This is a genomic window from Natranaerovirga pectinivora (genome assembly GCF_004342165.1).
In the GTDB taxonomy this organism is placed as follows: Bacteria; Bacillota; Clostridia; order Lachnospirales; family DSM-24629; genus Natranaerovirga; species Natranaerovirga pectinivora.
In genome coordinates, this window is sequence record NZ_SMAL01000004.1 from 196,082 (window position 1) to 215,662 (window position 19,581).

Annotated in this window: 18 protein-coding genes; 2 read left to right on the forward strand and 16 right to left on the reverse strand. The window is 31.9% G+C overall.

All coding sequences use genetic code 11. The features are described from left to right. Positions 1–4: 4 nt before the first annotated feature. The 10 genes from truB to EDC18_RS07990 all read right to left on the reverse strand — a co-directional run bounded on the left by truB (position 5) and on the right by EDC18_RS07990 (position 7,886). Positions 5–901, reverse strand: a complete 897-nt coding sequence (truB, locus tag EDC18_RS07945; protein WP_132251979.1) for a tRNA pseudouridine(55) synthase TruB — start codon at positions 899–901, stop codon at positions 5–7. A 12-nt stretch (positions 902–913) separates the two neighbouring features. Further along, positions 914–1,861 (reverse strand): DHH family phosphoesterase, encoded by a 948-nt coding sequence (locus EDC18_RS07950; protein ID WP_132251981.1) that lies wholly within the window; start codon positions 1,859–1,861, stop codon positions 914–916. A gap of 9 nt (positions 1,862–1,870) precedes the next feature. Further along, positions 1,871–2,230, reverse strand: coding sequence for a 30S ribosome-binding factor RbfA (rbfA, locus tag EDC18_RS07955; protein WP_132251983.1), 360 nt, complete (start codon positions 2,228–2,230; stop codon positions 1,871–1,873). Positions 2,231–2,248: 18 nt separating this feature from the next. Continuing rightward, entirely contained in the window at positions 2,249–4,279 is a 2,031-nt protein-coding gene (gene infB / locus EDC18_RS07960) for a translation initiation factor IF-2 (protein ID WP_132251984.1), read from the reverse strand. 60 nt (positions 4,280–4,339) lie between these two features. Further along, positions 4,340–4,651, reverse strand: coding sequence for a L7Ae/L30e/S12e/Gadd45 family ribosomal protein (locus EDC18_RS07965; RefSeq protein WP_243115091.1), 312 nt, complete (start codon positions 4,649–4,651; stop codon positions 4,340–4,342). Next, on the reverse strand, positions 4,641–4,916 hold the full coding sequence (rnpM, locus tag EDC18_RS07970; RefSeq protein WP_132252076.1) for an RNase P modulator RnpM: 276 nt from the start codon (positions 4,914–4,916) through the stop codon (positions 4,641–4,643). The genes EDC18_RS07965 and rnpM overlap by 11 nt, the downstream gene beginning before the upstream one ends. 24 nt (positions 4,917–4,940) lie before the next feature. Next, positions 4,941–6,005, reverse strand: a complete 1,065-nt coding sequence (gene nusA, locus EDC18_RS07975; protein WP_132251988.1) for a transcription termination factor NusA — start codon at positions 6,003–6,005, stop codon at positions 4,941–4,943. Positions 6,006–6,046: 41 nt separating this feature from the next. Beyond that, complete coding sequence (gene rimP, locus EDC18_RS07980) at positions 6,047–6,514, reverse strand: ribosome maturation factor RimP (RefSeq protein WP_132251990.1); 468 nt, start codon at positions 6,512–6,514, stop codon at positions 6,047–6,049. A gap of 188 nt (positions 6,515–6,702) precedes the next feature. After that, entirely contained in the window at positions 6,703–7,449 is a 747-nt protein-coding gene (locus EDC18_RS07985; protein ID WP_132251991.1) for an SDR family oxidoreductase, read from the reverse strand. A 23-nt stretch (positions 7,450–7,472) separates the two neighbouring features. Further along, positions 7,473–7,886 carry a hypothetical protein gene (locus EDC18_RS07990; RefSeq protein WP_132251993.1) on the reverse strand — a complete coding sequence of 138 codons (414 nt, stop codon included), beginning with the start codon at positions 7,884–7,886 and terminating at the stop codon, positions 7,473–7,475. Positions 7,887–7,998: 112 nt separating this feature from the next. Between EDC18_RS07990 and EDC18_RS07995 the strand changes: the two genes are divergently transcribed. Beyond that, positions 7,999–9,807: an S-layer homology domain-containing protein gene (locus EDC18_RS07995; RefSeq protein WP_165878517.1), complete on the forward strand. Its 1,809-nt coding sequence runs from the start codon at positions 7,999–8,001 to the stop codon at positions 9,805–9,807. A 52-nt stretch (positions 9,808–9,859) separates the two neighbouring features. On the opposite strand, the gene EDC18_RS08000 is transcribed toward EDC18_RS07995, so the two are convergent. Further along, positions 9,860–10,279, reverse strand: coding sequence for an acyl-CoA thioesterase (locus EDC18_RS08000; RefSeq protein WP_132251997.1), 420 nt, complete (start codon positions 10,277–10,279; stop codon positions 9,860–9,862). 308 nt (positions 10,280–10,587) lie between these two features. Here EDC18_RS08000 and EDC18_RS14870 point away from each other — a divergent pair, with 308 nt between their 5' ends. Then, positions 10,588–10,713, forward strand: a complete 126-nt coding sequence (locus EDC18_RS14870) for a hypothetical protein (protein ID WP_279230915.1) — start codon at positions 10,588–10,590, stop codon at positions 10,711–10,713. Positions 10,714–10,722: 9 nt separating this feature from the next. Here EDC18_RS14870 and EDC18_RS08010 read toward each other — a convergent pair whose 3' ends face one another. The 5 genes from EDC18_RS08010 to EDC18_RS08030 all read right to left on the reverse strand — a co-directional run bounded on the left by EDC18_RS08010 (position 10,723) and on the right by EDC18_RS08030 (position 19,565). Continuing rightward, positions 10,723–15,072, reverse strand: a complete 4,350-nt coding sequence (locus EDC18_RS08010; protein WP_132252001.1) for a PolC-type DNA polymerase III — start codon at positions 15,070–15,072, stop codon at positions 10,723–10,725. 229 nt (positions 15,073–15,301) lie between these two features. Beyond that, entirely contained in the window at positions 15,302–16,348 is a 1,047-nt protein-coding gene (gene ispG / locus EDC18_RS08015) for a flavodoxin-dependent (E)-4-hydroxy-3-methylbut-2-enyl-diphosphate synthase (RefSeq protein WP_132252002.1), read from the reverse strand. Between the two features lie 101 nt (positions 16,349–16,449). Beyond that, positions 16,450–17,538 carry an RIP metalloprotease RseP gene (gene rseP / locus EDC18_RS08020; protein ID WP_132252004.1) on the reverse strand — a complete coding sequence of 363 codons (1,089 nt, stop codon included), beginning with the start codon at positions 17,536–17,538 and terminating at the stop codon, positions 16,450–16,452. A gap of 4 nt (positions 17,539–17,542) precedes the next feature. After that, a complete protein-coding gene (locus EDC18_RS08025) occupies positions 17,543–18,682 on the reverse strand; it encodes a 1-deoxy-D-xylulose-5-phosphate reductoisomerase (RefSeq protein ID WP_132252006.1) in 1,140 nt (379 codons plus the stop codon). Between the two features lie 79 nt (positions 18,683–18,761). Continuing rightward, the gene (locus tag EDC18_RS08030) at positions 18,762–19,565 is read right to left on the reverse strand and encodes a phosphatidate cytidylyltransferase (RefSeq protein WP_132252008.1); all 804 of its coding nucleotides are present in this window, start codon (positions 19,563–19,565) and stop codon (positions 18,762–18,764) included. Positions 19,566–19,581 lie beyond the last annotated feature (16 nt).

Below are 19,581 nucleotides of genomic sequence, written 5' to 3' on the forward strand. Positions count from 1 at the left end.
CACCTCAAAGAAATATTTTTATAGGCTTTAAAACTTTTTCATCTACAATATATTGGTACAAACCTATAAACTGATTGTTTTCATCATAAACTCTAATTATTTCATCAGGTTCCATAGTTATAGTAAGATTTAATTTATGGATATCTAATTTGTTACCATTGTATAAGTATTTGTATTGATCTTCTTTTACAATTGTAGAATTATATTCTTTAAATAAATCCTGAACAGGATATATATAGTCTTCTAGCTCATTATTGCTCATTAATATATCGATTTGATCAAGTGTAATACTTTGATCCACATTAAAAATACCTACTTCTGTTCTTTTCAGTGCCATCATATGACCACCACATCCTAATTTTTGTCCAATATCATGACATAGGGTTCTAATGTATGTGCCTTTTGAACATTTAACAACCATTTTAATTTCACTAGGCTTTATGTCTAGGACATTTATATAATGGATGAATATAGTCCTTGATTTTCTCTCTATTTCTATTCCTTCTCTTGCTAGTTCGTAGAGTTTTTTCCCTTTAACTTTAAGGGCTGAGTACATAGGTGGTATTTGATGATATTCTCCAATAAAGCTTTTAATCACTTCTTCTATTTGCTCCTGAGTTACTTCTATGGCTTTTTCTTCTAATATTCTACCTGTATGATCTTGGGTATCTGTTGTGATGCCCAGCTTTAACACAGCTTCATAAACTTTGTCTGTATCCGTTAATAGACCACTTACCTTAGTCCCTTTACCTAAGCATATAGGAAGAACCCCTTCTGCTTCAGGGTCTAAGGTTCCTGTATGACCTATTTTTCTTTGATTTAATATTCTTCTTAACTTGGCCACTACATCGTGGGATGTGTATCCTTTTTCTTTGTATACATTAATAATACCATTAATCAAATTTTATCACCCTTAAAGGATTTGTTGTTGAATCAGTTCAAGTATTTCATCTATAATTTTATTATAATCTCCTGTAATAGAACATCCAGCTGCTTTCGTATGCCCGCCACCATTAAATGCCATAGCAATTTTACATACATCAATTTTATCATTAGCTCTAAAACTTATTTTGAATGTACTATCTACAGTCTCATATAAGAAAAAAGCTACCATAACACCTTTTGTAACCCTTAAAGCATCAATAATTCCATCTGTATCTTTAAATGAACCATTATGCTTATTAAAATCCTCTGATTTTAGATAGGCGTAAATGCATTTACCACCAAAAGCTAATGATGCGTTCATTAAAGCTGCACCTAGTAATTTATTCTGTATATAGGTTTTTTCATTAAAAAGGAGATCAATAATATTTGAAAAATTAAATTGATACTCAATAAGATTACCTATAATTTCAAGGGTTTTTTTAGTTGTATTGCTATGCTTTAATCCACCTGTGTCAAATATTATACCAGTATACAATGCTTCCGCTATTTCTTTATTAATACAATCCTTTTCTATTAGGTCATATACCATTTCTGATGTTGAACTAGCATTTAATACATAATTTTCATTAGCAAATTTGGTATTGCTAATATGATGGTCAATATTAAAGGTTAAAGAAGCATTTTCAAAAATTTGAACTGCTTCTCCTAACCTTTCCTTATCTCCACAATCTAAGGCAATAAACAAATCATACTCATCTTTATCTATATTAGAAATAATCAATTCTTGACCCTTTAAAAAAGAATAGGTATCTGGCATGAATTCAATAAAAACATTAACTAATTTATCTGGATACACTTTTTTAATATACTGACCTAGAGCTAGAGATGAACCTATACTATCTCCATCAGGGTTCATATGTCCAGATAATATAATCTTATTACTGTTCTTAATAGCATCTAAGATTTTTTTTTTCAAAAGAATCACCTATTCGCTTTTTTTGTTTAAGTCATCTATTAGCTTAGACATATAAACACTTCGCTCAATAGAATCATCATTTACAAATTTAATTTCTGGTGTATTTCTTAAATTAATACGCTTTGCAATTTCTGTTCTAATAAAGGATGAGGCACTATTTAATCCTTTTATTGAATCATTCTGTTCAGTTTCATTGCCTAAGACACTAATAAATACTTTACAGTGCTTTAAATCACTAGTTGTATTAACATCAACTACTGAAGTCATAAGGTGTATTCTTGGGTCTTTTAATTGGTTTTGAATAATTGAACTGAGTTCCTTTTTAATTTCTTCATTAATTCTAATCATTCTTGATGAAGTTTTTTTCATGTTTTCCACCACCCAAATTTATTTTCTTGGTATTTCTTCCATGATAAATGCTTCTACTATGTCATTTTCTTTTAAATCGTTGAATTTCTCTAACATAATACCACATTCATATCCTGTATTAACTTCTTTTGCATCGTCTTTGAATCTTTTTAATGATGCCAATTGTCCTTCATAAATAACAATGCCGTCTCTTACAAGTCTTACACCTGCATTACGAACAAGTTTTCCATCTTGTACATACGCACCACCAATAGTACCTACACCAGATACTTTGAAGGTGTCTCTTATTTGAGCATGACCTATTATTTTCTCTGCAAATTCAGGATCTAACATACCTTTCATTGCAGCTTCAATGTCTTCAATTGCATTGTATATAATTCTGTATAATCTGATATCAATTTTCTCTCTATCTGCAACAGTCTTAGCACTTGTCTCTGGTCTTACGTTAAATCCTATTATAATAGCATTTGAAGCAGATGCTAATAATACGTCAGACTCTGTTACTGCACCTACACCACCATGAATTATTTTAATAACAACTTCGTCATTAGATAACTTTTGAAGGCTTTGTCTAACTGCTTCAACGGACCCTTGTACGTCTGCTTTAACAACTATATTTAATTCTTTAACTTTACCAGCTTGAATTTGGCTAAATAAGTCATCTAATGTTACTTTAGTGGCAGTATTTTGTATTAAATCTACTCTTCCTTTTTCAATTACTTTTTCAGCAACTTGGCGAGCTTCTCTATCGCTTTTTGCCATATAGAAAGGTTCCCCTGCAAAAGGCACTTCATTAAGACCTAATATTTCTACTGGCTTTGATGGTCCTGCTTCTTTTACTCTTCTACCTTTATCGTCCATCATTGCTCTTACTTTTCCATATGCACTACCTGCAACAATAGGATCTCCAACTCTTAATGTACCATTTTGAACCAATACAGTAGCAACTGGACCTCTACCTTTATCTAACTGAGCTTCAATGATAATTCCTCTAGCATTACGCTTTGGATTAGCTTTTAGTTCTGTCATTTCTGAAACAATAAGGACCATTTCTAATAATGTATCAATACCTGTTCCATCAATAGCTGAAACTGGCACAGCTATAGTCTCTCCGCCCCAATCTTCTACAACTAAACCATACTCTACAAGTTCTTGTTTTACGCGATCTGGATTAGCCCCTGGTTTATCAATTTTATTAATTGCTACAATTATTTCTACCCCTGCTGCTTTAGCATGGTTAATGGCTTCAATTGTTTGTGGCATAACACCATCATCTGCTGCTACAACAAGTATAGCTATATCTGTTGCCATAGCACCACGCATTCTCATTGCAGTGAACGCCTCATGTCCTGGTGTATCTAAAAATGTAATTTTGTTCCCATTAGATTCTACTACTGAAGCTCCAATATGTTGAGTTATTCCACCTGCTTCTCTAGAAGTAACATTGGTTTTTCTAATAGCATCCAGTAAAGAAGTTTTACCATGGTCAACATGCCCCATTACAACAACGATTGGTGGACGTGTTTTTAAATCCTTAGACTCACTAGGCGCTTCTTTAAAGAATTCTTCTAATATATCTACTTCATCTTCTTTTTCAACTAATATACCATATTTTTCTGCAATTTCTGTTGCTGTGTCAAAGTTTACTTCTTGATTGATATTAGCCATAATACCCATCAACATAAGTTCTTTAATGATTTCTGTGCTTCTTACTTCTAATTTTTCTGCTAACTCTTTAATAACAATTTTCTCTTGAACTTTTATTATGCCTGAATAGTCTTGAGTTGATTCTTCTACCTCTTCAACTTCATTTGCTACTTCTAATGCTTTCACTTGATTATCTTCTTTGATCTCTGCGATTTCTACCTTATTCTCTTCTTTCACTGAATCCTCTTTTCCGTAGTATTCCATTAATATGTTAATTTCTTCATCACTTAATGTACTCATATGACTTTGAACTTCAATGTCAAATTCCGTTAACGTAGTTATTAATTCTTTACTGGTTTTTCCTAATTGTTTGGCAATTTCATATACACGCACTTTTGACATGCTAACACCTCCATTTTTATTCCTGAGCCTTTACATAACTTTAAGGAACATATGTATAGCTCAATTCAGCAAATCTAGTTGTTTTTTTATGGCTTCACAAAAACCTTTATCTAGTACTGCTATTGAAGCACGGTAGGGTTTTCCAATGGCATGCCCTAATGAATCTTTATCACTATAAAAATACAAAGGGATATTTTTAGTATTACATTGATTTGTAAAAAGCTTTTTAGTATTAGCTGAAGCATCGTTAGCTACAATGACTAATAATGCTTTCTTCTCCCTAATAGCAGCTTCTGTTAAGGATTCTCCACTTGTTAGACTTCCTGATTTCATCATTAATCCTAACAGTGATAAAATTTTATTATTTTTCAAAACTTGACAATTCCTCCTTAAGTTCATTATAAACTTCTGCTGGAATACTTGTTTTAAATGATCTGTCCAGGCCTTTATTTTTAATAGCTAAGTTCAAGCAATCTGCACTATGGCAAATATATGCGCCTCTTCCGTTTTTCTTACCTGTGGTATCAATGACAAAGGTTTCTTCAGGTGTTTTCACTACCCGAATTAGCTCCCTTTTGTCTTTCATTGAATTACAACCCGTACATTTTCTTAAAGGTGTTTTTCTTTTAATCACTATTATCACTCCTTTAAGTTGAAGTCATTATTCTTCATCATCTTCTATAAAATTAATTTCATTAGCTTGTGATTCACTTTTAATATCAATCTTAAAGCCAGTTAATCTAGCCGCTAATCTTGCATTTTGACCTTGTTTTCCAATAGCAAGAGACAATTGGTAATCTGGGACAACAACTTTTGCTGTTTTTTCTTCTTCATTCACTCTTACTTTAACCACTTTAGCTGGACTTAAAGCATTTTCAATGTATGTAATTGGATTTTCACTCCAATTTACAATATCAATCTTTTCGCCTCTTAATTCTGTAACAATTACATTAACCCTTGCCCCATTTTGACCTACACAAGCGCCTACTGAGTCTACATCAGAATCGTTAGAATGTACGGCTATTTTTGTTCTAGAACCTGCTTCTCTAGATATGCTTTTGATTTCAACAATACCGTCATGGATTTCAGGCACTTCTTGCTCGAAAAGACGTTTTACTAACTCTGGATGTGTTCTTGACACAAGAATCTTAGGTCCTTTTGTTGTGTCTTTAACTTCAAGGATATATACTTTAAATCTTTCATTGTTATCGTAATATTCTCCAGGAACCTGTTCCGTTTCTGCCATTGTAGCATCTACTTTCCCAAGATTAATAATGACATTTCTACCAACATATCTTTGAACAATACCAGTAATTATATCTTTTTCTTTTCCTACGTATTGATTGAATAATACTTTTCTTTCTTCTTCTCTAATTTTTTGCACAACTACTTGCTTTGCTTTTTGTGCAGCAATTCTACCGAAGTTTTTAGGCGTGATTTCAATTTGAACCACATCACCATATCCGTATCTTTGGTTAATTCTTTTTGCTTCTTCTAAATTCACTTCTACTTGTGCGTCCTCAACTTCTTCAACTACAGTTTTTTCTGCATAAACTGAAATATCCCCATGTTCTCTATCAATTTCCACTTTAATATTATGTGCTGAACCATAATGATTTTTACATGCCGTTACCAAAGAAGTTTCAATTGCTTCAATTAATACATCTTTGCAAATCCCTTTGTCTTTTTCAATTTGATCTAATGCTTCAATAAACTCAGCATTCATTTTAAAAATCCTCCTCTTATATTTACAAAAAACTTTTTGTTTTAAAATACAATTGCTAAACGTATTAAAGCAATATCAGAACGGTTAAATTCGACTAATTCATTATTATCTAATTCAACTTTAATAGTATCTTTATCATATTCTCTTAATATGCCAATAAATTCTTTTTGTTTGTCTACAGCTTTATATAATTTTAACTCGATTAATTTATCAATACTTCTTTGGAAGTCTTTTTCTTTTTTTAGTGGTCTATCTAACCCTGGAGAACTTACTTCTAAAATATATTGAACAGGAATGAATTCTTTTTCATCTAGTTTTGCTTCAAGAGCTCTACTTACAAGTTCGCAATCGTCAATAGTAATGCCTCCTTCTTTATCAATAAATGCTCTTAAATACCAATTAGAGCCTTCTTTTACGTACTCTACATCTACTAATTCAAAGTTGTTCGCCTCTATTATAGGTTCTAATAGTCCTGTTGTTTTTTCTTCAATATTATCCTTTACTGACATGCTAACTTCACCCTTTCATCAAACAGTAAAACCAAAATAAATCCCTAGCATATAAGAAGAGTGGACTTATGCCCACTCTCATTTAGTATACCCTATTTATTGTCTTTATCATTATAGCATTATACTACCATTAATGCAAGTTTTATAATCCATTTTATACTATATATACCAATTTGTATACTATTATTTTACACATAAATCATTTTTTTAGTCATTCCACCATCAATAATAAAATTTTCTCCTGTAATAAATCCACCTTTTTCAATTAAAAACAAAACCATTTCACCAATATCAAAAGGATTTCCTACTCTTCCAACAGGATGTTGACTATGATCTTCTTTGCTTAATTCTACTTGATTCATATTAATAGATTTTTTCTTATAAGATGTTACATCAATCCAACCTGGACTAATGCAATTTACTCTTATAGCCGGACCTAAACTGACTGCTAAAGCATGGGTTAATGCAACAATCCCACCTTTTGAAGCAGAATAAGCTTCCGTATTTGCTTCAGACATAAAAGCTCTAGTAGAAGCAATGTTTATAATAGATCCTTTTGAATCTCTTAATTCTTTTTCTAATAACTTAGACATTAAAAACACACTTGTTAAATTTGTTCCAATTACTTTATTCCATTCTTCTAGTGTTAGTTGAGATATGGGTTTATTTATTGAAATACCTGCATTATTAATTAAAGCTATAATATTCATTTCCTGTATTTTTAGCTCATTAATTGTTTTTGTTAATGCCGTCTCATCTATAATATCGCAGACAACACCTTTAATACTCATATTGTTTTTTTCATCGTTAAGTTGACTAACTGCTTCAAAATCATTATCTAAAGAAATAACATTGTAATTGTTTTTTGCTAGAAGTAAGGATACTGCTTTTCCTATACCTTGGGCCCCACCTGTAATAATAACTGTACTTTTCATATTTTCCTCCAGTGCTTTATCTTCTATAAAATTCTTATTGTATTTATTATACTAAATATATGATTTACATCAATCCAAATAATTAGATAATTGTATAGTATATTGTTCTTTTCTACAGGTTCTTCATACTTAATAATAACTGAACCTTGGTATAATTTTTCACCATTATTTTTTTTGTGTTTTTGAGGAAGAATTAGTCTTGCATTATGATTATCAATCTTTATGGGTATTACCTGTGGATTTTTGCCATATGGTTCTAAGGTATGAAACGCATCTGAAATAGCCACCTCATGAAGGTTGTTATCAGAACGTATTAAAGATACCTGAACAAAACCATCTTCACCTACAAATCTGTTTTCACTTGTTTCTATCCAGTTTTTTGGATATCTAAGCATCACATTGTAAGATTCATTGTAATACACATTATCTAAATTCATAAAAATCCCTTTTTTATTAATATATGTAAAATGACAGATAAATACCAACTAAATTACACATACTTATAAAATAATATTATATTTATATACTTAGATGAAAGGTGATTCAAATATGGTTCTGCATAATTATTCTTTTAAGGCAACGAATAATCAAATTCAGTTAATACTTGAATTAGATAATAGCCTTTATGAGTTTGCAAATGAATTTAACAAGTTAAAACCTGATAAAGAAAGCATTCAAGTTTTAATTAAAAAAATCAATAAATTGTATCCTAATATTAAATTTACAGCCATTAATATTATGATTGGTTCTTTATTGGTAGCTTCTATTCCCATTTATAGTCAACAAGCCCAAAGTACAAATCTCCCTATTGTGAATGAAGTGAAACAAGAAACAAATCGTTTTAATATGACCTATTTATACTTTGGTAGTATGACAACTCAATATAATTCAGTAACTAAGGCAAAAGATACTTTACAGGTCATCTCACCTAGTTATTTTGATATTGACAAAAATGGCAAACTGATGCTTAATCATAATCAATTGAATACAAATTTTATTAATGCCATGAAGGCCCACAATATTCGAGTTGTTCCATTTTTAAGCAATCATTTTGATCGTGTCGCTGGCCAACTGGCATTGCAAGATTATATAGGACTAGCCAATGAATTGGCCTATTATATAGAGTTTTATAATCTTGATGGTATTAATGTGGACATAGAAAACATTAATCATACTGAAAAAAATCAGTTTACTAATTTTATTAAATATTTAAGAGAGATTGTACCAGAACATAAAGAAGTTTCTGTAGCCGTCCCTGCTAATCCTAAAGGATGGACCCTTGGGTGGCACGGCGCTTATGATTATACTGCCCTTGCTGAGTATGCAGATTATTTAATGATTATGGCCTACGATGAACATTATTTTAGTTCTAAGCCTGGGCCAGTGGCAAGTTATTCTTTTGTTGAAGACTCTATAAAGTATGCATTAAAGTATGCACCTAAAGAAAAGATTGTATTAGGTCTTCCGTTTTACGGAAGATATTGGCTAAATGGCGGTGCTACTGGTGGTCATGGCCTTCATTTAACACAGGTAGAAAGATTAAAGGACTTGTATCCTCATAAAGTTTATTATGATCATCACTTTAAGTCTCCTATGGTAGAAATCACCGTTAGGCAAACTGATCCTGTTACAAACATCCATGGCAGACCCCTAGCACCTGGCACATACACCATATGGTACGAAAATGATGATTCTATTAAAAGCAAATTATCCTTAGTACAAAAATATGACCTTAAGGGGACCGGCAGTTGGAGTTTAGGACAAGAAAATAACCATATCTGGAGTTTTTATAATTTATGGTTAAATGGCACATATTTTTCTGATATAGATACCACTTGGGCAAAAGACGCTATTTTAGAGATTGCAAATAGAAACTGGATGGTTGGTCTTGGAGAAACAAGGTTCGAGCCTAAGTCTAATCTAACTAGAGGGCAGGCTGCAACATTACTAACCAATATACTCAACCTACAAGTTGAAAAAAATCTAAATTCTAACTTTAACGATATCAATAACCATTGGGCAAAAGATTATATTAACACTGTATCTAAACATAATATAATGATTGGCTATGATAATGGCAATTTCAATCCAGACCAAGTGTTAACAAGAGAAGAAATGTCTATGTTACTCTTCAGAATACTAAGTTTAGATGATAATACGGTCTCAAATGCTGTTTTTTCAGATGTAGAAAATACTAGATGGTCTTTTGACGCCATACAAAGATTAGCCTCTAGTGGTGTTGTTCAAGGCTATGGAGATAATACCTTTAGACCTGCCCAACCTATAAAAAGAGATGAAATGGCTTCACTTTTATTTAGAATCTCTGATGAAATAGAGCAATTGTCTTTAAGTGATTAAGTAATCATAACAACGAAACCTTCCCTTACTTTAAAAGTAGGGAAGGTTTTATTTATTCTTTTTCTACAGCATCTTCTAATAACTTAAATAACTCTGGGAATTCTTTTTTTACATTAACTGGTTTAAATTCTTTAGTAACAAGTGCATGGATTGTTTCTCCAATATTAATAGCTTTTTCTCCATCATTTCTATATATACTGTATTCAAATACTATTTTGATGCCTTTAAAACTTTTTAAAGAAGTTTTGATGATTAATTCATCTTCATATAATGCTGGCTCTATGTATTTGCTTTTTAACTCTAACAAAGGAAAGAGTAAACCCATTTTTTCAATATCCGTATAAGTCATCCCTAATTTTTTTATTAAATCTGTTCTGGCAACTTCATACCATATAGGATAATTAGAATGGTGAACAACACCCATTTGATCTGTTTCTGCATATCTTACAATAACTTTGCTTTCTGAAATCATATTCTTATCCTTTCTATAAATAATTGACTGGTTATCTATCTAAATCTTAATGTGAATCATTACAACTTAATTGTTATTATATTACTTTTTCATAAACCACTTTAAAATTTACTTTATGAAGCTTGTCACAATTTTATCTTTTTAGAATATTATATACTATACCAACCAAAAGCGAGGTGATTTAATGTATTACGGTGGATATGGCTGTTATAAACCTTGTACAACTTGTCGTACCGGTTATGGAACTGGTTTTGGTGCTGGCTTCGGTGCTGGTTACGGTTTATACTCTCCTTGGGTAGGTTATGGTTATGGCTATGGCTACGGTTACGGTACTGGATTTGGTACAGGCTACGGTGCTGGTTACGGCTATGGAACTGGATTATTCTTCTAATCCAAAAAAGGGACAAGGATTTATCCTTGTTCCTTTTACATAGTAAATCACCTTACCCAAACAAAGACAATTGATTAGATTCTGGTAAATCCGATAATATATTATTATCCTTCATTATCTCAATAACGGTTTTACTTACTTTTGTTCGTTGTCTAAAATCATCTATAGATAAAAAGATACCATCTTCTCTAGCTTTTACAATGTTTTCAGCAGCCTTTTCTCCTAAACCTTGAATGGCACTAAGGGAAGGCATAATGCCTTCATCAAATATTTGAAAGTGCTTTGATTTTACTTTGTATAAATCTATTGGTACAAACTTTATACCTCTAGCATACATTTCTTGAACAACTTTCATATCTTTTAATGTGTCTTTTTCCTTTTTAGATAGATCATTACTTCTTCTTTTGTAGTCTTCAATATGACTATCCAATCTATCTTTGCCATTACACATTAATTCATAATCAAAATCAGAAGCTCTTATGCTAAAAAATGCTGTATAATATGCTTCTGGATAAAATACTTTAAAATAAGCAATTCTAAAGGCCATCATTACATATGCAACGGCATGGGCTTTAGGGAACATATATTTAATTTGTTTACAAGACCAAATATACCAGTCAGGCACATGGGCTTCTAACATAGCTTCTTCCCATTCTGGTTTTAAGCCTTTACCTTTACGAACACTTTCCATAATGGTAAATGATAACTCTTTGTCCATACCTTGGTTAATCAAGTATGTCATAATATCATCACGAGTCGAAATAACTTTTGAGATATCTGCCTTACCTTCTTTTATTAATGTTTGTGCATTATTAAGCCATACATCCGTTCCATGGGATAACCCTGATATGCGGACCAAATCAGAAAAGCTTTGAGGTTTTGTATCTAATAGCATCTGAATAACAAACTCAGTTCCAAACTCAGGAATTCCCAATGACCCAAGCGTACACCCACCTATATCTTCTGGCTTAATTTTTAAGACTTTAGTACTTTCAAACAAAGACATTACCTCTTTATTATCTAGCTTAATGGTGGTTGCATCTAATCCTGTTATATCCTCTAACATCCTTATCATAGTAGGATCGTCGTGACCTAGAATATCTAGTTTTAGAAGATTATGGTCAATAGAGTGATAATCAAAATGAGTTGTAATGATTTTTGTTTCCATATCATTAGCAGGTCTTTGTACTGGTGTAAAAGAATAAATCTCTTGATCTCTCGGAACAACGATTATACCACCTGGATGCTGACCTGTTGTTCTTCTAATACCCGTACATCTGCTAACCAAACGATTGATTTCTGCATTTTTTACTTGTAGTTCTCTTTCATCGTAATATTTTTTAACAAAGCCATAGGCTGTTTTTTCTGCCAAAGTCCCTATGGTTCCTGCCCTAAAAACATGACCTTCGCCAAATAATACTTCTGTATACTGATGAGCCTTACTTTGATATTCTCCTGAGAAATTTAAGTCAATATCTGGCTCTTTATTCCCTTTGAACCCTAAAAAAGTTTCAAATGGTATGTCATGACCTTCTTTTACTAAAAGGGTACCGCACTTAGGGCAGTCCTTATCGGGTAAGTCACACCCTGAATTTCCTGAATGTTGTTTTACCTCTTCTGAATCAAAGTCAGAGAATTTACATTCTGGACAAATATAATGGGCTGCTAACGGATTAACCTCTGTTATTCCTGCCATAGTTGCAGCAAAGGAGGAACCTACCGACCCCCTAGAACCTACTAGATAGCCATCTTCTAATGATTTCCAAACGAGTTTTTGAGAAATAATATACATCACAGCAAAACCATTAGAGATAATAGAATTCAATTCTCTCTCTAAACGACTGACAACTGGCTCAGGCAATTCTTCTCCATATAATGACCTTGCCTTTTCATAGCAAATTTTTCTTAGTTCTTCATCAGAACCTTCTATAACCGGTGGATACTTATCAGGTAATACTGGTGCAATTTTTTCTATCATACCTGCAACCTTTTTTGTATTATGTATAACCACTTCTTCTGCTTTTTCTTTGCCTAAAAAACTAAACTCTTCTAACATTTCTTCTGTTGTTCTAAAGTATAGGGGTGCTTGGTCATCTGCATCTGAAAAGCCTTTTGCAGCCATTACAATTCTTCTATATACTTCATCCTCAGGATCTAAGAAATGGACATCACAAGTTGCCACAACAGGTTTATTAAACTCTTCCCCAAGAGAAACAATTTCTTTTGCTATATCTTTTAATTCATCATAGGAGTTAATATTTATCTTTTCACTTTTCACCATAAATGCGTTGTTACCAATCGGTTGAATTTCAAGATAATCATAAAACTTTACAATGCTTATAATTTCTTCTCTTGGACTTTGACGAAGTATGGCTTGATACAATTCTCCTGCTTCACAAGCACTTCCAATTAAAAGACCTTCCCTGTTCTCCATAAAAACACTCTTTGGTATTCTTGGTCTACGCTTAAAGTAGTCAATATGGGACAAAGAAATTAACTTATAAAGATTTTTTAATCCTGTCCTATTTTGGGTAAGTATAATCCCATGGTATGTTGGTAGTTTTTTTATATCCTCAGGCGTCATTGTTAGCTCTTCATTTAGCTTATCTAGTGTGAAAATCTCTCTCTCTTTTAACCTAACTAAAAAATTTAGAAAAATCTCTGCAGTTGCTTTTGCATCATCTACAGCTCTATGATGGTTGTCTAGTTTAATATTTAATTCTTTAGCAATGGTATTTAACTTATATCGATTCAATTTAGGGAGTAACATTCTTGCCATCATTACTGTATCAAGAACTGTTACATCTAAGTTGTAATTTAATTCTGATGCAAAATAGTTGATAAAACTCATATCAAAATCTGCATTATGAGCCACAACAACACTATCACCTATAAAGTCAATAAACCCAGGTAATACCTCCTCAATTTTAGGAGCATCTTGTACCATAAAATCAGAAATTCCCGTTAATTTTTCTATTTCAGGAGGAATAGGTTGTTCTGGATTTACAAAAGAGCTATAATAATCAACAATCATACCATTATTAATTTTTACTGCGCCAATTTCCGTCACTTTATCTTTACCAGGTAAAAATCCTGTTGTTTCAATATCAAAAACAACATAGGTATCATCTAAACTTTGATTTTTACTGTTTTTAACGATATCCTTCAAGTCATCAACAATGTAAGCTTCAACACCATAAATCACTTTTATATCATCACCTGCAGCTTTATAAACTTCAGGGAATGCCTGCACAACACCATGATCTGTTATGGCAATAGCTTCGTGGCCCCAGGAAATGGCTCTTTTAATTAAATCTTTACCACTTACAACTGCATCCATATCACTCATCATGGTATGGGCATGTAGTTCAACACGTTTTAAATCTCTTCCATCTACACGATTGACTTTAAACGAGGGTATCTTTCTCATATTCCTTGCCATAACAACGATTTCTTTAGAAAAAGTATCATACTGAGCAATTCCTTTAACCTTAATAGTTGCCCCTACTTTAACTTCATCTTTAAAAGAAGCTTCAAACTGCTCTGTAGTAACAAAAACTTTTACAGTTATAGAGTCTTCATAGTCGGTTATATCAATAGCAACGATATACTTATCGTTTTTAATGGCTCGAGCTTCAAAAGATATAATACTTCCACGGATGATTACTTCACCCATTTCTTGCTCTATCTCTTTTATTTTTATTGTATCCCCTTCAAAAGCTTTACCATAAATCAAATCAGGATCTGCATTTTTTTGCTTAGGGCTTTGTTTTGTCTCTTCTTTTGGCGTTACTAATTCCACTGTTTCTTCCCGTACACTAGACTCTGCCATTACCTTCTGTACATACTCTAATTCAATATTTTTCTTTACCTGATCATAAGAGCTTTTTTCTTCCTCGGTAACACTGTCATATACAAATAAAACATTCAAACCCAAACCAAATCTTTCATTATATACATTCTCAACAAAAGAAATTAACTCTTTTTCCTTCAATCTAACAATAGGATTGTTCTTAACCTCTATAACAATACTATTGTTCTTAAGTTGCCACTTTGCTTTCCTTAAAATCCCATAACAAACAGGACTCATTTCTTTAAGCTCACAAAGAAGACTATCCGTATATAAAGAGATAATCTTATTAGGCGTATACTGATCCGATAACTCATAACGCTCACTAATTTTAAAATCAATATCATTGGTATTGTCTAAATGATTGCTTAAAATCCCTTCCATCTCAACAATAAAATTTCTATGTATCAACCTTTGACTAAGAACATACACCCTCAAAACATTCTTATCCTTATTAAGCGCCACCTTCTCAACAACAGTATCCCCAAAATAAAAATCCATATTTTCATTTAATCTAATATTACTAAATACCGCATTAAATGTTCTATTCATACAAACTCACCCATATTTTCTATAATAAGAAGTCATAATAAATTATCTTTAGTTCTTTTATACTCTTTTATATCTTCCTATATATTTAAGAAACCCGCCACCAGGTTAGGTTAAGGCCAATATTATAACTTTGGCGTCGACCGGCTGAAAGGAAAGGCAGCCAAAGTTATAATATTGGCCTTAACCTAACCCTTTCGCCAAACTCTAAAAAAAATAATAAAGGAGGAAACTATAATTTATTAATCTCCTCTTCCAATGCACTAAGCAACTCACATTCCTTAACCTTCTTAATAATCTGACCCTTCTTAAAAATCAACCCTTCGCCTTTACCACCAGCAATACCAAGATCAGCTTCTCTAGCTTCCCCAGGCCCATTAACAACACAACCCATAACAGCTATTTTAACACTCTTATTTAAATTCTCAACTAAAGTTTCTACTTTACTAGCAAGTTCAATTAAATTAATCTCTGTTCTACCACAAGTAGGGCAAGATATTAACTCAACACTATTTTTTCTTAACCCAAGGGTTGATAATATATGTTTTGCTACTTTAATTTCCTCTACTGGATCACCTGTTAATGAAACCCTTATGGTATCCCCAATGCCTTTGTATAAAATAATCCCTGTACCTATAGAAGATTTTACAGTTCCTCCCATAATGGTACCAGCCTCCGTAATGCCAATATGTAAAGGATAATTCATTTCCTTAACAATTAACTCATGTGCTTTTATACTCATAAGCACGTCTGAAGATTTTATACTTACTACTATATTATCATAATTCATCTCTTCTATCATAGTTATTTTTTTCAAGGCACTCTCAACGATGGCTTCAGCAGTTACTTTCCCATATTTTATCAGCAACTCTTTTTCAAGAGACCCACTGTTAACACCTACTCTCATAGGGATATTTCTCTCTTTTGATAATTTAACAATCTCTTCTACTCTATCTCTCGTTCCAATATTTCCAGGATTTATCCTGATTTTATCTGCACCATTTTCAATCGACTTAATGGCTAATCTATAATCAAAATGTATATCTGCTACTAAGGGGATATTAATTTGTTCTTTGATTGTTTTTAATGCCGTGGCAGCTTCCTCATTAGGTACAGCAACTCTTATAATATCACAACCAACTTTCTCTAATCTGTGAATTTGATTAACCGTTGATTCTATATCTTCAGTTTTTGTATTGGTCATAGATTGAATTAGAATTGGATTATTGCCACCTATTTTTTTATTGCCTATTTGAATTATTTTTGTATTCGCTCTCATTTCTCCCACTCCATTTTTTTAAATATTTCCCTATATTTTAAAGTAGGAAAGTTGGATTTTATCCAACTCTCCTACTTCCAATAAGTTATTTTTTTATTTAGTTATCGTGTTCTTATATTATGGATATCATTAAATAATAAAAACACCATTAAAACCATTAAGAAGGCAAATCCTATAAAATGTATAAAACCTTCTTTATCTCTATTAATCGGTTTTCCTCTAATGCCTTCTAGAATTAAAAATATAAGCCTTCCCCCATCAAGAGCAGGAATAGGAAGCAAATTCATAACCCCTAGGTTAAAACTAATAAGTATAATAAAGAATAGTAATACATATATGGCATTTAATGCACCACCTTGAACACCAGCTTGATATCCTTCACTAACAAAATTCACAAGACCAACAGGTCCAGCAACGTCTTCTCTACCTACATTCCCAGTAAAAATCATTCTTAGTGAAGCACTTATATATCTAACCCAATATCTAAATTCATAAACACCATATTGAAGAACTTCTAGTAAATTCCCTCTTTGAGATTGCATCGTAATACCAATTAAAAAGACATTGGTATCTACTTGGACAGGCTGAATAGTTGTGTTATATAATTGACCATCTCTTTCCAATTGAAAATCAAGAGCTCTTCCTTGTTCCACAGTAATAAACAAATTAATCTCATTTCTTGTGTTGACACTTTTATTATTTATTCTAACAATTGTATCTCCTGGTTGAACACCTGCAATACCGGCAGGCGCATTAGGCTCAACATCATAAACTGTTGTGTCTGTGAATCCAAAGATGCCTACCACCAATAAAGATGCTATAAATGCAAGTATAAAATTAAAAAATGGGCCTGCGCCAATCGTTGCCATTCTTGCTAAAACAGATTTTTTATTAAATGCTCTTTCATCTTCGACTTCATCATCTTCTCCAAGCATTTTACAAAATCCACCTAATGGAAGAAGTCTTATAGAGTACAAAGTTTCTTTTCCTTTAACACCAATCACTTTAGGACCCATACCAATTGCAAATTCTTCTACAAAAATACCATTTTTTCTAGCAACGATAAAGTGACCAAATTCATGCACTAAAACTACCAATGTAAATATTAAAAATGCCACTATAATTTGATTTGGTACTAAAAATATTAAAGCTAATAATATCACTAATCTCATAATATTTTTTTTATCCATTTAATCACCTGCTTTCTAATATTTCTTGTGTCCATTTTTCTGTTTCTAATATATCTTCAAGAGTTGGATTATTAATTGTACAGTGTTTTTCCATAGCATATTCAACTTCTACTGGAATATCTAAAAAAGCAATTTTATTGTTTAGAAATTTATTTACAGCATATTCATTAGCTGCATTTAAAACTGTCGGCATTGTCCCACCAATTTTTATAGATTCGTATGCTAAATTCAAACATTTAAAAGTATTGTAATCTGGTTCTTCAAAAGTTAATTGCCCTAATTTTAATAGATTGGTTGCTTTATGTTTTATATCTCTCCTAAGTGGATGATACAAGGCATACTGAATAGGGATTCTCATATCAGGTTCCCCTAATTGTGCTATAATTGAACCATCTATGTACTCAACCATAGAGTGAATAATGCTTTGGGGATGAATAACAACATCGATTTTTTCAATTTCAATGTCGAATAACCACTTCGCCTCTATAACTTCTAAACCTTTGTTCATTAAAGTTGCAGAATCTACTGAAATTTTTTTACCCATTGACCAATTGGGATGATTTAGTGCGTCTTCTAGTGTGACTTTTTTCAGCTCTTCTATGGACTTCCCTCTAAATGGACCTCCAGATGCAGTAAGTATCATTTTATCTACTGTATTTTTATCTTCCCCATTTAGGCATTGAAATATAGCACAATGTTCACTATCTATTGGAATAATTGGAACATCATATTCTTTTGCCAAAGGCATAATGATACTGCCCGCAGTAACTAAGGTTTCCTTATTTGCTAATGCTATTTTTTTTCTGGCTCTAATAGCTTCTATTGTTGGTTTTATGCCGATCATACCAACTAAGGCAGTGATTACTGAATCCACCTCATCTAAAGTGGCTATTTCTATTAGCCCTTCTATACCAGAAACTATCTGTACATCACTCATTACTAATCTTCTTTTTAATTCATTTGCTTTATCTTCAATCATAACACAAACTTTTTTAGGTTTATATCTGTATATTTGTTGTTCTAACAAATCAATATTTTGATAAGTCGATAATGCTACTACCTTTAAATCAGTATTTTTATCTACCACTTCTAAAGTTTGGGTTCCAATTGAACCTGTTGATCCAAGTATTGTGATTTTATTCATAAGTAACCTACCTTAATAATGTATTGGATTTTTGACTAATTCACACATTTAACTTAAAACCTGTGTATGAACAAAGGTATTAGTTTATAAATATAGTTACAACGTAATAAACAAAGGGTGCAGTAAATATTATGCTATCGAATCTGTCCAATATACCACCATGACCAGGAATAAGATTACCAAAATCTTTTATTTGAACTTTTCTTTTAATTGCTGATGCAGCCAAATCACCAATTTGAGATAAGATTGATGCAATTCCTGCCACAATAGCAAACAATACTATATATACACTATTTAAGTCATTAATCACAGTAAAAAAATATCCAAAGATACATGCCAAAAGAGTTGCTCCCACAACACCACCTATGGCACCTTCCTTTGTTTTTTTCGGACTTAACTCTGGCGCTAATAAGTTTTTCCCAATGGTTAATCCTGTAGCATAAGCAAAAGTATCACTTCCCCAAGCAGATATAAAAATTAACCAAACCAACCAAATACCATACTCAGGAATATTACGCACTAAATAGATATGGGAAAATAAAAAAGATACATAAAAAAAGCTAAAAAATACATATAAAATGGTATTTATTTCAAATTTTGGATATTGGAGTACAAATAGGATTAGTAAGCACAGTAAGTAAAAACTTATTAAATATGTCATATAAGTATTTTGATTATATGCAAGTATTATAAAATAAATAAAATGTGTAAAATAACCAATTACTTTAACACTCATACTTTTAACATTAAAGGCTCTAAATATTTCTACTAGACCTATAAAGGCAATTATTGATATGGATGTTAATAAAAGTAAATCTCCGTATATAACTATAAATAAAGCTATTGGGAACCCTATTATTGAACTTAATAATCGTATTTTCATTATATATGTCCTCCAT